The following is a 13678-nucleotide window of genomic DNA, read 5'->3' as shown; positions in this document are numbered from 1 at the left end:
ATGATCAATTGCCCCTCTTTCCCATGAAAGGGGGGCTTATCGCGCTAAAACCTCAAACCTTCGCCTGTTTTCGCCCACAACGATTGCTTTTTATCCTGCCACTTGTAGGTTAGCAGCTGCTGATATTTCCTGTCGGCAAAGTGATCGTTTGTTTGTGGGTTGCGTTCTTGCCATCAGCCTTGTTGCAAAAACTGCTTCAATCGTCATCGAAGCCGGTTGCGGTTATCGTTTCGCTCGGCCTTGTGCTGCTGTCGGCCATCATGACGTTGTTTCTGTCGTCCGGGGTCAATCATCAGGTCGTCGATATTTCCCGCAATTATGCCTTGCGCCAGCAGGTCGACAAGGTTGCGCGCCTTGCCAGCAATATCGAGATGAGCCGTCGCGGCTATCTTCTGACGCTGGATGAGACTTATCTCGATCTGTATCGCAACACGATTCTGAGCGTCGACAAGACGCTTGCTGACCTCGAAGCCCTGACAGATCAGAGCCCGCTGCAGGATGCGCGGGTTCAGCAGATCCGCGCGCTGGTCGAACGCGAACAGGAAGATGTGCGCGAGACGGTCAATCTTGCCCAGTCGGGTGATGTGGCGGCAGCGGTTGAAAAAGTGCGCGGCGATGAGGGCAAGGTGCTGATGGATCAGCTTGCCAATACAGTCACGCAATTCATCGATGCGGAAGAACAACAGCTTCTTGAACGCAACAAGCGGATCAACCGCATGCGCTACTGGATGACGGCGACGTCTATCGTGGCGCTGGCTTCCGCTGCCATGCTGGCGCTTCTGCTGTTCAGCCGGGTTCAGCGTTATGCGCGGTCGATGTTCGAGGGGCAAACGGCGCTGCGTTCGGAAAAGCAATTGCTGGAACAGCGTGTACAGGAACGGACCGCCGAGCTTGAGCACGAGCGCCGCATCGCCGAGCGGGAGCGCCAGCGGGTCGAGCTTCTGCTGCAGGACACCAATCATCGCATCGGCAATTCATTGGCCACCGTTTCATCCCTGCTTGGCCTTCAGATGCGGCAGACGCGCAGCGAGGATGCTCGCGCGGCTCTCGCCGCCGCTCGCGATCGCGTCCAGACGGTATCGACAGCGCACCGGCGCTTGCGTCTCGGCGAGGATATGGAATCGGCCCGCGTCGACGATTTTCTCGGAACCGTCATCAACGATATCCGAACCGCTATCGGTCAGGATCGCAAGATCGAATTTTCGACCGATTTCGCGCCGCTTGATCTGAAGGCGCGCGATGTGACGACAATTGGCATCATTCTGGGCGAGCTTGTCACCAACGCGATCAAGCATGCTTTCAAGGGACGTCCGGAAGGGCATATCCGGATCAGCCTGAAGCCGGGTGAAGATGCTATCCCGGTGCTGGTCGTGGAAGATGACGGTGTGGGCTTCGACAAGGACCAGCAGAAATCCGGCGAGAAGAACGGTCTCGGTACGCTGGTGATCGAACAGCTTTGCATGCAGTTCGGCGAAAAGCCCGTCTACTGCAAGACCGATGATGGTGTCGGAACCAGAGTGATTGTCCGCTTGTCGTCGCTAGTGGATTGAATTTGACGTTTGATACCCGTCCGATACAAATCTCGTTTCAAACGTCAAATTCGAAAAATCCAGTAGATTCATGAGACCACTAGCCGAAGAAGGCGAAATGCCGGTTGGCAAATAAAGCTGGCGGTGAAGGCGGAAAACAAAACGCCGGCTTGAAGCCGACGTTTTTGCGTTTGCTTGAAGCTATCAGCTCTGCGGCGGGCGCTTTTTCTTGTCAGAAAGCAGCGAGACCAGAGCAATGCCTGCAAGCGGCAGGGCGGCGGCGAGTATGGGGCGTTTGAGGATGGCAGGCACGGTCGCGATTGCTGCGGCTGCAACCATCGCCGATTTGTCCGCTTCCATTTTCTGCTTGCGCTTTTTGGCCTCGGACGCAGCCTGAATTTTCAGGACTGCGAGAATGAGAAGTGCCACGATCAGCGACAATGCAGCCAGAATGAGAGCCGCCAGCGGCCCGCCATAGTTCTGCGCCAGCGCCAGAAAGGCGGCGACGCAGAAAAAGGTGATCGCGATGATTGCGAAGACGGCGATGGCCGCACCGAAAATCGCTGCACGTTTCGTTTGACCCGCGACGAATTTCAGTTCTTCGCCTGCCATCGCAGACAATAGGGGCATGAGAGCTTTCAGCATGATCCGCCTCAGCGGCGCGAGAGCAGGGCCAGCAGATAGCCGACGCCGAGTGCAGTGGCGAGTGCGGCAATCGGGCGTTCGCGCACCGTTGCCGTCAGCTGGGCTTCAACATCCTGCGCCTTGTTGCGCAGATCATCGATGGCGTCCTCGCCCTGAATATAAGCGCTCTTGTAGGTTTCCTTCGCACTGCGTTTTGCGTCGCGGACGGTCTGCGAACCGAGATTGGCAAGTGTTGCCGCAATGGCAGCGATATCTTCCTTCAGCTGCTCGACCTGGGCCTGCAGGTCTTCCGTGCTGGCATCGGTCAGCGCTTCCTCGATCTTTTCTTCGATCTTGCTCGTTTTCGCGGATGCACGCGCCATATCAGCTCTCCTGTTCAGTCTCTGGTTATCGTTTGGATAACGTGCGGCTGGCTTAATGGTTGCATGCCAAGCCATCAGCGGCAACAAGACCAGCCGGTTGTTGCAAGTCATGGTAAATGGCGGGGTAAATGGCGGGGTAAATGGCGGGAAAGTGCGGAAGCACTACAGATAATGCCTCCGCAAATATCGTGAAGCCTTACTCCGCTTCGCCATGAAGGATCGTGCCTTCCGGGTCCTTCTTGTAGGCTTCGTCCGAATAGGCGGACTGTGCCTGCAGCTGTTCCTTGGTGAACTGCGTGAAGACGTTCAGCTTGTCGTCCTTGCCGGTCGCAACGTCGAGATTGGCGATGGAAACGGCCACCGGCTTGGAATTGATGCCAAGGAAACCGCCCACGTCGACAACGAATGCCTCTGTCTGCCCGTCGGCGGTCATCAGGACATCGCCGACCGTTCCGATCTTCGTTTCATCCGCACCGAAAACCGTGGCTCCGATGAGCTTGTCCGCACTTAGTCCCTCGGAGGGAACCGGCTTCATGCCATCAGGCATGATTCTGTCCGCCTTCTGCGTGGTAATGGTCTTTTCGGCGGCTGGCGGTTCGGCGCGTGGTACGCCATCTGCTTCGAAAGCTGCGCTGCGGTCGAATGCCGGCGCCTTTTCGAGCTGTTCCTTGGTGGCATCCACGATCAGCCAGCGCTTGCCGTCTTCGCGAACCACCCATGACACGTGATCGAAGCCGATTGCGACGTTCTTTTCCCCGACACCGAGAAAGCCGCCGACCCCGATCACCACTGCCTGCGGGCTGCCATCGGCACCGAGGATCATGTCATTGACCGTCCCGATATTCGCGGCATCGTTGGATGGGCCGTTATAAACCGCCTGTCCGATGAAGCCTGACACCAGAAGCTGGCCGGGGGACGCCACGAAATACCCGTTCTCGCTGGCAATCGGCTTTTCCTGTTTCTCGTCGGAGAAGATCGGTGAACCACCCTGCGCGAAGGCGGGCAAGGCAATCAGCGCGGCAAGAGCCGTGGAGGCGAGAAGTCTTTTCATGGAAACTCCTGTCGGTAATTAAGGCAAACCGAAGGCGAGAGGCAATCTCACCGTCTACAGGAGAAAAAACGAGGGGAAACGGTTTCCGTTCCGCTCAAAATCTGTGTTATTCAAACGTCAAAATTGTGAAACCCGCGTCTTTTCAATGGCAAAAATGGGGCAAACAACGCTTTTGAGTTGAAAGTTTCTGGCTCAAGCAAGCATCAGGCCAGTATCAGGTAAGCCGCACCGGCCAGCATGATAAAGGCCAGTCCCACATGTGATGGCTTCAGCGAACGCTGTTGTACCGGCAGCGGATCATCATTTCCTGCCATGGCAGTACGGGCCGCATGTTCAAGTGTCTGGATATCCTTGAGCATCATAGGCATGTCCTCCGGATTCCGGCTTGGCCGGAACTGCATTTCCTCCCGAGCACCCGGAATTTGTTCTTAAATCCAATCCTCAAGCGCTGCGGTTAACCATATCAGGTCTGATTTGGCACGAATGTGCAACTGGCAAAAAGCCGAGAGGCGAAAAATGTTCGCTAATCCTTGGATTGCAAGACGAAAATGCCCTTAAAATGAAAACATGACTTGCGCCATCATGTTATTGGGAGTTAAGAAGAGGCCCAACAAGCGGCGCGACGGCCTGCATGAGGGTTTAGTCATGTGCTCGCGGATTTGAACAATCAAAAGGCGATCAAAATGACTGGTTTCTGGCGAAAAGGCTTCATGGCTGCGGCGATGGGCATCGGCTTGCTGGGTGCGGCTTCTGCATTGGCCCAGGACGTAACCCCATCGACGAATGCCCCGGCCGCCCCCGCCGCAGAGGCGCCTTCCAGTTCTGCACCAGCCAATACAGCGCCTGTCGCTGCTCCGGCGCCTGCGAACGAACCGGGAGCGTCTGCCCCGGCCGCAACCACACCGGCTACGGCACCTTCGCCTGAACTGATCCAGTCCCAGACAGCTGCGCCTGCTGCTGCACCTGTCGAAAGCGAGAACGGTTTGATCCTCCCGCACGATCTTTCGCCATGGGGCATGTTCATGGCTGCCGACTGGGTCGTGAAGGCCGTGATGATTGGTCTCGCGATCGCTTCGCTTGCCACATGGACGGTCTGGTTCGCCAAGACGCTTGAACTGGCCGGTGCGCGCCGCCGTGCTACCAAAGCATTGAAAGTTATCGGTCATTCGGCAACGCTTGCCGAAGCAGTCCATGCGTTGGACGGTGCAAAGGGACCGGGTGCAGTTCTGGTCCGTGCTGCAGAAGATGAGGTGCGCTTGTCGGGTCCTGCGCTGGCGCGCGCCGGTGGCGAAGGCCTCAAGGAGCGTGTTTCCTCGCGCCTGTCGCGTATCGAGGCCAAGGCCGGACGCCGTCTTTCCAAGGGTACTGGCATTCTTGCGACCATCGGTTCGGTTGCGCCGTTTGTCGGTCTGTTCGGCACGGTCTGGGGCATCATGAATTCGTTCATCAATATCAGCCAGGCGCAGACGACGAACCTCGCCGTCGTGGCGCCGGGTATTGCCGAAGCCTTGCTTGCAACTGCCATCGGTCTCGTCGCAGCTATCCCTGCTGTGGTTATCTACAATGTGTTCGCCCGTTCCATTACCGGCTACCGGTCGCTGCTGGCCGATGCTTCGGCAGGGGTCGAGCGCCTTGTCAGCCGCGATCTGGATTTCAGAACGGCCGGTGTGCGTGAAGGCACGCTGCACGCAGCGGAGTAGGCACCATGGCTGGTAAAGTTCGCGAAGGCGGCGGTGACGATCTCGAGCTGAACCACGAGATCAATGTGACGCCATTCATCGACGTCATGTTGGTTCTGCTCATCATTTTCATGGTGGCAGCGCCTCTGGCGACTGTGGACGTGAAGGTGGATCTGCCTGCCTCGACGGCAGCGCCTGCACCCCGTCCCGACAAGCCGCTTTATGTGACCCTGAAGGACGATCTCAGCATCAGTGTCGGCAATGACACCGTTGCCCGCGAGCGCCTCGGTGTGGCGCTGGACAGCCTGTCGGAGAAAAACAAGGAAGCGCGTATCTTCCTGCGTGCCGACAAGAATGTCGGCTATGGCGAATTGATGCGTGTGATGAATCTTCTGCGTGAAGCCGGTTATCTGAAGATTGCGCTGGTCGGTCTTGAAACCGTCGGTGCGGATCAGAGCGGAGCCGCACCCACCGGTGTGCCTGCGCAACCGGCCCCCGCCTCGCAAACTCCCGCAGCGCAGGGAGCCGCGCAATGAACGCACTTCCGCCCGACCATCCTCCTGTAAAGGTGGCTTCGGCTGACACTCATCATCATTCCTTCTGGCATGATGCGGGGCGCTGGCTCGGTGCGGGTATTCTTGTCCTGACCGTTCATGCTGCCGGTGCCTATGCCATCCATATGGCGCAGGAGCAGGATCAGCCTGACGGTTCGCAGGTTGCCGCCATGGTGGTGGAACTTGCGCTGGAGCCGGAAGCGCCGATGGAAGAACAGGTTGCGGAAGAAGCCCAGCCGGAAACGGCTGAAGCACCGCAGGAACAGGCAGAGCCGGAACCGGCCCCGCAGCCAGAACCGGTGCAGGAAGAACCGACACCACCTGAACCGGAAGAGGTGAAACCGCCCGAGCCTGAGCCGGAACCACAAGCCGTTCAGGAACCGGAAGAAGTCATTCCGGATGTGGTCGAGGCAGAAAAGCCCGAAGTGGCTGTTCCGTTGCCGGTCGAAAAGCCGGAAGTGAAACCGGAACCCAAGCCGGAGCCGAAGCCAGAACCGAAAAAGGTTGAGAAGCCGAAACCGGAAAAGCCGAAGCAACCCAAGGTCGAGAAGCCCAAGCCCAAGAAGGCCGAGAAGGCGCCAGAAACCCGTCAGGCTGCTGCGCCGCGCATGGATGCAGATGCGGGCGAGAAGGCTGCTGCGAACCGTCGTGGCGAGAATTCTGCGTCGGCGGGCGTCGCCTCCAACAAATGGCAGGCGAAGATGAATGCGCATATGGCGCGTAACACGCGTTTCATGCAGCGCAAGGCACGCAACGCCAAAGGACGCGTGGTCATCAACTTTGTGATTGATCCGTCTGGCAACGTGCTTTCGGTCAAGCTGGCCGGTTCGTCCGGTAATTCGGAAGTCGATCAGCTTGCACTGGAAGCAGCGCGTCGAGCTTCGCCTGTGCCTGCCCCGCCGGCAGCTATTGCCAAGGCGCGTATGCCGATCACCTTGCCGCTGCTGTTCAAGTAAGCAGTGCAGAATGTGTTATCTGAAAGGCCGGTCTGAAAATCAGATCGGCCTTTTCATTTTCTGCCGATTCAACATTACTCCACAAACCCGAAGATCGGGCCGTAACCGCCGTGCCACGAGACATCATTCCGTCCCAGCGCTGGAACGTAAATGCCAGCACCGCCGCCGCCGTCAAGAAACAGGGCGTTGGGGCATTGGAGATGGTCTCGAAACAATTTTGCGAAATCGTGGAAATTGACCGCGTCTTCGCTGACTGCGAATCGGATAGCACCGCCACTGCAAATGCCGATACCGCTGCGCCGGGTCTTGTCGGTTGAGCCGACGATGAAAATCGGATTGATCCTGTTGCGGATAACCAGCATCGGCCCGGACTGGGTGGCCAGTTGCGGCTTGATCTTTTGTTTCAGGAAACGGTCTGTCGGCAGGATTTCGGCACCCTTGTCGCCGAGGTAGAAGATGCCGTTCGGCTTCTTGTAAAAGTTCGGTACGGGCCCGGACCCACGAACAGGTGTCGTCTTGCTTGCCGGGCGAAGCTCACGGCCATTTTCGACGTAGAGACCCATCGGCGAAAAATCAGGCTGATACATTCCGGCATTGAGCGCGAAAACCAGTGTCTCACCGCGGCTTGCGGCAGCGTCGGCTATTTTCGAAAAATTGCGATAGGGCTCATCGTCGGAATTTTTCCAGAACAGATGCAAGCCTGTGCCGTCCGCCTTTGCATCGCAGATGATGTAGTTTGTACTTTCAAAGGTTTGGCGGTTGCAGGTCTCCGTGCGGCCGGGCTGCGCCAGCGCAGCTGTAGCAGCAAGCGCTATGGCTGCGACGGAGAGGCCTCGCTTCAGGAGAATCATCGCTGCACTGCCTCCCAATCAGTGTTTTTCTATTCGGAAGACAGTGCCACAGCCGGGAGCAGGCGAGAAGCCTTGCGCGCAGGCAGGAAACCGAAGATCAGGCCAGTGGCGAAAGCACAGGCGAAGGCCAGCAGGACGGGTCCCAAGCTGTAGCCGACTGAAAGCCCGGCCCAGCCTGCGACGGCAGCAGCGCCCAGTCCGATCACCACGCCAAATGCACCGCCAATTGCCGAGACGGTCAGCGCTTCGGTGATGAACTGCAGCAGAATATCGCGCCGCCTTGCGCCGGTCGCCATCCGCACGCCGATCTCGCGGGTGCGCTCCGTCACGCTTACCAGCATGATGTTCATGACGCCGATGCCGCCGACCAGAAGCGAGATTGCTGCGACCGATCCCAGAAACAGCGTCATCGTATTGCCCATCGCCGTCGCATCCTCGCGGATGGAGGACATGTTGGTTATCATCGTGTCCTGCTTCTTGTGGCGCTGGTCGAGCAGGTCCTGAATCTGTTCCTGCGTCGTGTTGATAAGGTCGGAATCCTTCACCTGCACCGTGATGGTGCGCACGTATTTCTGGCCGAACAGCCGCAGATTGCCGGTGGAAAGCGGCACTATCACCACGTCGTCCTGATCCGAGCCGCCAAAGCCTGCACCCTTTGGCTCCAGGGTTCCGATCACCTGAAATGGAATCTTCTGAATCAGAATATATTGGCCGATGGGATTACTGCCGTCGGGGAACAGGGTGTTGACGACCGTTTTGCCCAGCACTGCGACCGGCGCATAGTTGTCCAGATCGCTCTGGCTGATGAAGTCGCCGATGGCAACCTTCCACGATTTGGCTTCGGAAAAGGCAGGGACAGTGCCGTTTGCCTGCGACTGGTAGTCGACATTGCCACGCCGCAGCGTCACGGTGCCGGTGACTTCGGGGACCGCGGTTCTGATGTTCGGCAGTTCCAGAATGGCGGTGGCATCTTCGGGAACCAGTGTCGCTATCGAGCCTGTTCCCCGGAAGCCCGCCATGGACGGGCGTACCAGAATGAGATCGGTGCCCATCGCATTGATGCGGTCGAGAATCGAGTTTTGCGCGCCGGTACCGATGGCGAGCATCGTCACAACGGAACTGACGCCGATGATGATGCCGAGGAGAGTAAGGATCGTTCGGAAGATGTTGGCCCGCAAGGCGCGCATCGCCATCTTCACCGCTTCCGAAATATCGGCGATGCGGGCGGAACTGCCTTCAAGGCTCTCCCGCAACCGGAACGGCGCCTGCGTATCGGGAATAGCTCGTTTTACCGTATCCGAAAGGATCTGGCCGTCGCGGATTTCGATCAGCCGGTCGGCGCGTTCGGCCACTTCGCGGGCATGTGTGATGACGATGACGGTATGACCCTGCGCGTGCATGGAGCGCAGCAGTTCCATCACATCTTCGCCGCTCTGGCTGTCGAGTGCGCCTGTCGGCTCGTCGGCAAGAATGATGCGCCCGCCATTCATGAGTGCACGGGCGATGGAAACGCGCTGCTGCTGGCCGCCGGAAAGCTGGTTCGGGCGATGATCGAGGCGGTCGCCGAGTTTCAGCGAATTAAGCAGTTCGGCGGCACGCGCATGGCGCTCCGATGCGGGCAGACCTGCATAGATCGCGGGCACTTCGACGTTTTCCTGCGCGGTCGAGGTCGAGATGAGGTTGTAGCTCTGGAAGACGAAGCCAAAGGTTCGGCGACGCAATGCTGCCAGCGCATCGGCATCCAGTGTCGAGACGTCCTCGCCGTCGAGCAGATATTGTCCGCCGCTCGGGCTGTCGAGACAGCCCAGAATGTTCATCAGCGTCGATTTGCCGGAGCCCGACGCGCCCATGATCGCGACGAACTCTCCAGCCTGAATATCGAGCGTGATGCCGTGCAACACCTCAACAGCAAGGTCGCCATTGTGATAGGTCTTGCGGATATCATCCAGTCTGATGAGGGGCGTGTCAGTTACGGGATTTTCGGTCATGAGACGGCTCATCAGAACAGGCGCATGCCGGGCCTGCGGCCACGCTGTCCTGCGGCGGCTTCAGCTCCGCTGGACGCGCTGGTGACGACGACCTTGTCGCCTTCCTCAAGGCCGCTCTTGATCTCTGTCTGCACGCGATTGCGCACGCCGATCTGAACCTGACGTTCGGTGATCGAGCCGTTGTCGCTCACGACCTTGACCGAAATCTGCGGCTTGCCTCTCTGGTTCTGGGGGCCTTCGCGCTTGTAGTTCAGCGCGGAGGAGGGGACGATCAACACGTCCTTCGCCTCATCGAGAATGAAATAGACCTGTGTGCTCATGTTGATCATCAGCTCGCCGGTCGGGTTCGGGACGTCGAACAGTGCATAATAGAGCACGACATTGTTCTCGGTCGCAGGCGTCGGCTTGATCTGGCGCAGCGTGCCGGTAAAACGCTTCTCCGGCTGGCCAAGCAGGGTGAAATAGACCGGCATTCCGGGCTTCAGCCTGCCGATGTCGGCTTCCGAAACCTGTGCTTCCACCGTCATGACCTTGAGATCAGCCACGGTCACGATGGTCGGCGCGCTCTGTACGGCATTCAGCGTTTCGCCTTCCTTGGCGGCCTGATCGACGACTGTGCCTTCCATGGGGCTGTAAATCTTGGTGTAGCCGAGATCGACCTTGTCGCTGGCAAGCTGGGCTTCCTGCTGGCGGATTTGCGCGCCGAGCGCCTTCACATCCGCATCGGCCATGGCGAGATCGGCATCGGCCTGATCAACGGTGGATTGTGATACGCCGCGTGTGGCCAGAAGCGAGCGTTGGCGTGCCGCATTGGCCTTTTTCAGGGTAAGCTGAGCTTGCTTGCTGAGAAGCTGTGCCTTGAGATTGTCGAGCTGGGCGCTTGATATTTCCACCTTCTTCTCAAAGGGCGATGGATCGATTTCGGCGATAAGCTCGCCCTGCTTGACCTGATCACCCACTTCGACTTTCACGCTTTTAAGCTGGCCCGAGACCTGCGCGCCGACATTGATGCTGCGCAGCGCGCTGAGTGTGCCGACGGCGGTAATCGCGTTTTCGATATCGCCGCGCGTGACCGTTTCGGCGAGATAGCTGGTCTTCTGGCCTCCAGCTTCACCGGAGCCGTAAAAATACCAGCCCGCGCCGGCCACGATTGCCGCGACGGGAAGCCAGAGCCACCAGCGGCGCGCCTTGCTGCGCGCGCGCTTCTGCGAAGGTGCTGTTCGCTGCCCGGTTTTGGAAGAATCGGAAGATGTAAGCACCGTCAAACCCTCTAACTTTCAGAACCTCCGATCTCCGGAGATTTATCAATATGTCCCGCCAATTCTCTGTCGCATACAACCAAAGCGAGACAATACTTGCCCACTATGGATTGCTAACGGGATATCTATGCTTCTCCGCTCAGGATTTCATCTTAATTATTTGTCATGCAATAATTGTCGGTGACACAAAGGGATGGATGCTTCTGGTTCCTTCCGGTCATGGTGCGAAAGCAAGCGATGAAGAGAACCAAGTTGGCACCAATATACAACTTGCAGTTATTCTTTTGGAAGTCGCAAAATAAAACAGGATTCTTAAAGTAATTAAGTGTTCTTAAATTATCTCCTGATTAAATAAGATCGGGAAATCACATCTGAAAGTAGATGGAAGAATTTAGAACGTGACCTGTCCGCAAAGGCGGATGGTCGGCGCATGCATGATGCATGTTGCTTCGAATTAACATGGGAATAAGGTTTCAATGCTCTTTGACGGGAGGGCAAATGGCTTACCTTATTATGGGGCGAAAAAGGTTTTCATTCATATCGGACAGGTTTTCAAACCTGCATCGAAGAATACCTTCATTGTTATTTTTCAAGCGAAATAAAAGCGGCACGGCAGCGGTCGAATTCGCAATATTGGCGCCGGTTTTTCTTCTGATCCTGATGGGTATGATCGCCTTCGGTCTTTATCTGGGCGTGGCGAATGCCGTCCAGCAGCTTGCGGCAGATGCCACGCGGACGGCGCTGGCGGGTATCGATCCCCCGGAGCGGTTGACGCTAGCGACAACCTACATCCAGAAAAACGCGGCAAAATATTCACTGATCGATCCATCGAAGATGCAGGTGAGTGTCGACAATGCCCAGTCCGATCCGAACCAGTTCACGGTGACGATCCGCTACAATGCGCAAAACCTGCCGATCTGGAACCTGATGACGGGGCTGCCGCTTCCAGACACGACCATTACAAGGGCATCGACAATAAGGCTTGGCGGAATCTGACACAGGGTGGGGGTATTCGATATGCGGGGTCTGGTATCGCGTTTCCTGCGTGCACGGGGCGGCAATCTGGCGACAATGGCGGCGCTGGTATCCCCCATATTTCTGGCGGTGGCGGCTTTCAGCGTGGACACAAGTTCGCTGTTTCTGGAGCGGCGCCAGCTGCAGAGCATGGCGGATTTTGCCGCCGTTGCCGGTGCGGCTTCCCTTTCGCAGGCCAATGATGCGGTACTGCGGCAATTGCGGGCGAACGGTCTTGATCCGGTGCTGATGACCGGCGCTTACGATCCTTCTGTCGTCAATGGAAAGACCGACAACAAGACGCGCGTCTGGGTGGAGAAGGGCAACTATTTTCCCGATAAGAACCGTGCGGTCGCGAACCGTTTTGTCGCCGGCGGCACCAGTCCCGATGCGGTTCGCGTCCGGCTGGCGCGTCCGGGCAATCTCTATTTCGGACAGGCATTCATCAATCGGCCCGCACTTGGCGCTACCGGCATGGCGGCCACGAAGGCGGAAGCCGCGTTTTGGATCGGTTCGCGACTGTTGAGCCTGAATACCGATCAGAGTGTGTTGAACGGACTTCTGGGTGGTCTGTTGGGTACCACTCTTAATCTGAAGCTGGTCGACTATAACGCTCTGGCTGCGACCGATATCAACCTGCTCGGCTTTCTGGACAAGCTGGCTCCTAAGGTGGGATTGACGGCCGGGACCTATAACCAGTTGCTAAACACGGATGTTTCAGTCGGGATGCTGGCAAATGTGTTGGCTGAAGTGGTGACGAACAATCCAACGGCGAAAGCAGCACTCGGCATTCTGGGCAAGGATGCAGTTGCACTGGCTACGAAACTGCCGGTCGGAAAGTTGTGGGGCTCGGGTCGTTGGCGAACGCCTCAATAGGTTCCGGTTCCGGATATAACATAACCGCGAATGTTCTGCAGCTTGTTTCGGCAGCGGTCATGATTGGGGGCAAGCATCAAATCAATATCGACTCAGGGTTGAACATCCCGGGATTACTGGGTGTTACCGTGGAGGTGCTGGTGGGAGAACCGCCGCTGAACACTCCTTTTTTCCGGGTTGGCGCAGCAGGCTCCTTCGTTCGTACGGCGCAGATTCGGTTGAAACTTGGTATCCGCGTCGGTGGTGAATCGGGTAACCCGCTGATTGGGGTTAAGCTTCTTGATCTCAACCTGCCACTTGCAATCGATATTGCTTCGGCCGAGGGAGAACTCAGGAGCATAAGCTGTCCATCGGGCCCGACGAGCGCCAATGTCGCGATTGCAGCAAAACCCGGTATCGCTGGTATCTATCTTGGAGAAACCGGCTCCTCCTTTTACGATTTGAACCGGAAACCCTCCGCGAGCCGAACGAAAATAGCAAATGCGAAGCTGTATCTTTTAGGAATTCAAGTTGATCTTATCGATCTTGAAGCGAAAGCTGAAGTGAAACTGGGAGAAAAGACGACTTCTCTATCATTCAACTACAGCGATATACAGAATAGAAGGATCAAGACCGCTTATTCAAGCGATTTGGTGTCTTCTCTTTCGAGCTCTCTTCTCAAGAATATGGAAATAGATCTCAATCTGCTGGGAATAATCAAGCTGCCGCTGGGGGATGTGGTGGGGCTGGTGGGAGTCTTGCTGACCCCGGTAGCGCCTCTGATCGACAATCTTGTTTTCGGAATTCTCGACCTGCTCGGCGTCAAATTGGGTGAGGCTGACGTTCAGGTCACTGGCGTACTTTGTCAGCGTGCGGCGCTGACGCAGTAAAAAACAGGCAATAAAAAAGCCCGGCTCAGCCGGGCTTTTTCGTGC

The 13678-nt window shown here is 57.2% G+C and carries 15 protein-coding genes; 8 read left to right on the top strand and 7 right to left on the bottom strand.

Annotated features, from left to right (window positions below; translation table 11 throughout):
* The first annotated feature begins 167 nt into the window (after positions 1–167).
* Positions 168–1550: a sensor histidine kinase gene (locus tag CES86_RS08560; RefSeq protein ID WP_029376267.1), complete on the top strand. Its 1383-nt coding sequence runs from the start codon at positions 168–170 to the stop codon at positions 1548–1550.
* A 183-nt stretch (positions 1551–1733) separates the two neighbouring features.
* Here the strand turns inward: CES86_RS08560 and CES86_RS08555 are convergent, their stop codons facing one another.
* The 4 genes from CES86_RS08555 to CES86_RS27485 form a co-directional block, all read right to left on the bottom strand.
* On the bottom strand, positions 1734–2174 hold the full coding sequence (locus CES86_RS08555) for a phage holin family protein (RefSeq protein ID WP_029929576.1): 441 nt from the start codon (positions 2172–2174) through the stop codon (positions 1734–1736).
* An 8-nt stretch (positions 2175–2182) separates the two neighbouring features.
* On the bottom strand, positions 2183–2536 hold the full coding sequence (locus CES86_RS08550; protein ID WP_010661342.1) for a DUF883 family protein: 354 nt from the start codon (positions 2534–2536) through the stop codon (positions 2183–2185).
* Between the two features lie 196 nt (positions 2537–2732).
* On the bottom strand, positions 2733–3587 hold the full coding sequence (locus CES86_RS08545; protein WP_010661341.1) for a PRC-barrel domain-containing protein: 855 nt from the start codon (positions 3585–3587) through the stop codon (positions 2733–2735).
* A gap of 203 nt (positions 3588–3790) precedes the next feature.
* Positions 3791–3949, bottom strand: coding sequence for a hypothetical protein (locus CES86_RS27485; protein WP_167375580.1), 159 nt, complete (start codon positions 3947–3949; stop codon positions 3791–3793).
* 321 nt (positions 3950–4270) lie between these two features.
* On the opposite strand from CES86_RS27485, the gene exbB reads away from it, so the two are divergent.
* From exbB to CES86_RS08530, 3 genes are read left to right on the top strand one after another with little or no spacing between them, the layout of a single operon-like run.
* Complete coding sequence (gene exbB / locus CES86_RS08540) at positions 4271–5287, top strand: tonB-system energizer ExbB (protein WP_374828194.1); 1017 nt, start codon at positions 4271–4273, stop codon at positions 5285–5287.
* Positions 5288–5292: 5 nt separating this feature from the next.
* Positions 5293–5802, top strand: a complete 510-nt coding sequence (gene exbD, locus CES86_RS08535) for a TonB system transport protein ExbD (RefSeq protein ID WP_012091363.1) — start codon at positions 5293–5295, stop codon at positions 5800–5802.
* Positions 5799–6776, top strand: coding sequence for an energy transducer TonB family protein (locus tag CES86_RS08530; RefSeq protein ID WP_012091364.1), 978 nt, complete (start codon positions 5799–5801; stop codon positions 6774–6776). Before exbD ends, CES86_RS08530 begins: the two co-directional genes overlap by 4 nt.
* Before the next feature lie 74 nt (positions 6777–6850).
* Here CES86_RS08530 and CES86_RS08525 read toward each other — a convergent pair whose 3' ends face one another.
* From CES86_RS08525 to CES86_RS08515, 3 genes are read right to left on the bottom strand one after another with little or no spacing between them, the layout of a single operon-like run.
* The gene (locus CES86_RS08525) at positions 6851–7627 is read right to left on the bottom strand and encodes a phosphodiester glycosidase family protein (RefSeq protein WP_094514168.1); all 777 of its coding nucleotides are present in this window, start codon (positions 7625–7627) and stop codon (positions 6851–6853) included.
* Between the two features lie 29 nt (positions 7628–7656).
* Positions 7657–9627: a MacB family efflux pump subunit gene (locus CES86_RS08520; RefSeq protein WP_094514167.1), complete on the bottom strand. Its 1971-nt coding sequence runs from the start codon at positions 9625–9627 to the stop codon at positions 7657–7659.
* On the bottom strand, positions 9627–10874 hold the full coding sequence (locus tag CES86_RS08515; RefSeq protein WP_010661333.1) for an efflux RND transporter periplasmic adaptor subunit: 1248 nt from the start codon (positions 10872–10874) through the stop codon (positions 9627–9629). The genes CES86_RS08520 and CES86_RS08515 overlap by 1 nt, the downstream gene beginning before the upstream one ends.
* A gap of 50 nt (positions 10875–10924) precedes the next feature.
* Between CES86_RS08515 and CES86_RS08510 the strand changes: the two genes are divergently transcribed.
* The 4 genes from CES86_RS08510 (at position 10925) to CES86_RS27880 (ending at position 13633) form a co-directional block, all read left to right on the top strand.
* On the top strand, positions 10925–11176 hold the full coding sequence (locus CES86_RS08510; RefSeq protein WP_040129100.1) for a hypothetical protein: 252 nt from the start codon (positions 10925–10927) through the stop codon (positions 11174–11176).
* Between the two features lie 277 nt (positions 11177–11453).
* Positions 11454–11870 (top strand): TadE/TadG family type IV pilus assembly protein, encoded by a 417-nt coding sequence (locus CES86_RS08505; protein ID WP_167387105.1) that lies wholly within the window; start codon positions 11454–11456, stop codon positions 11868–11870.
* A 21-nt stretch (positions 11871–11891) separates the two neighbouring features.
* A complete protein-coding gene (locus tag CES86_RS27885) occupies positions 11892–12764 on the top strand; it encodes a TadG family pilus assembly protein (RefSeq protein ID WP_235819895.1) in 873 nt (290 codons plus the stop codon).
* Positions 12765–12823: 59 nt separating this feature from the next.
* A complete protein-coding gene (locus tag CES86_RS27880) occupies positions 12824–13633 on the top strand; it encodes a hypothetical protein (RefSeq protein WP_235819894.1) in 810 nt (269 codons plus the stop codon).
* The last annotated feature ends 45 nt before the right edge of the window (positions 13634–13678 follow it).

The sequence above is a fragment of the Brucella lupini genome, assembly GCF_002252535.1.
Lineage (GTDB): Bacteria > Pseudomonadota > Alphaproteobacteria > Rhizobiales > Rhizobiaceae > Brucella > Brucella anthropi.
This window is presented reverse-complemented; position numbering and strand designations above follow the sequence as displayed.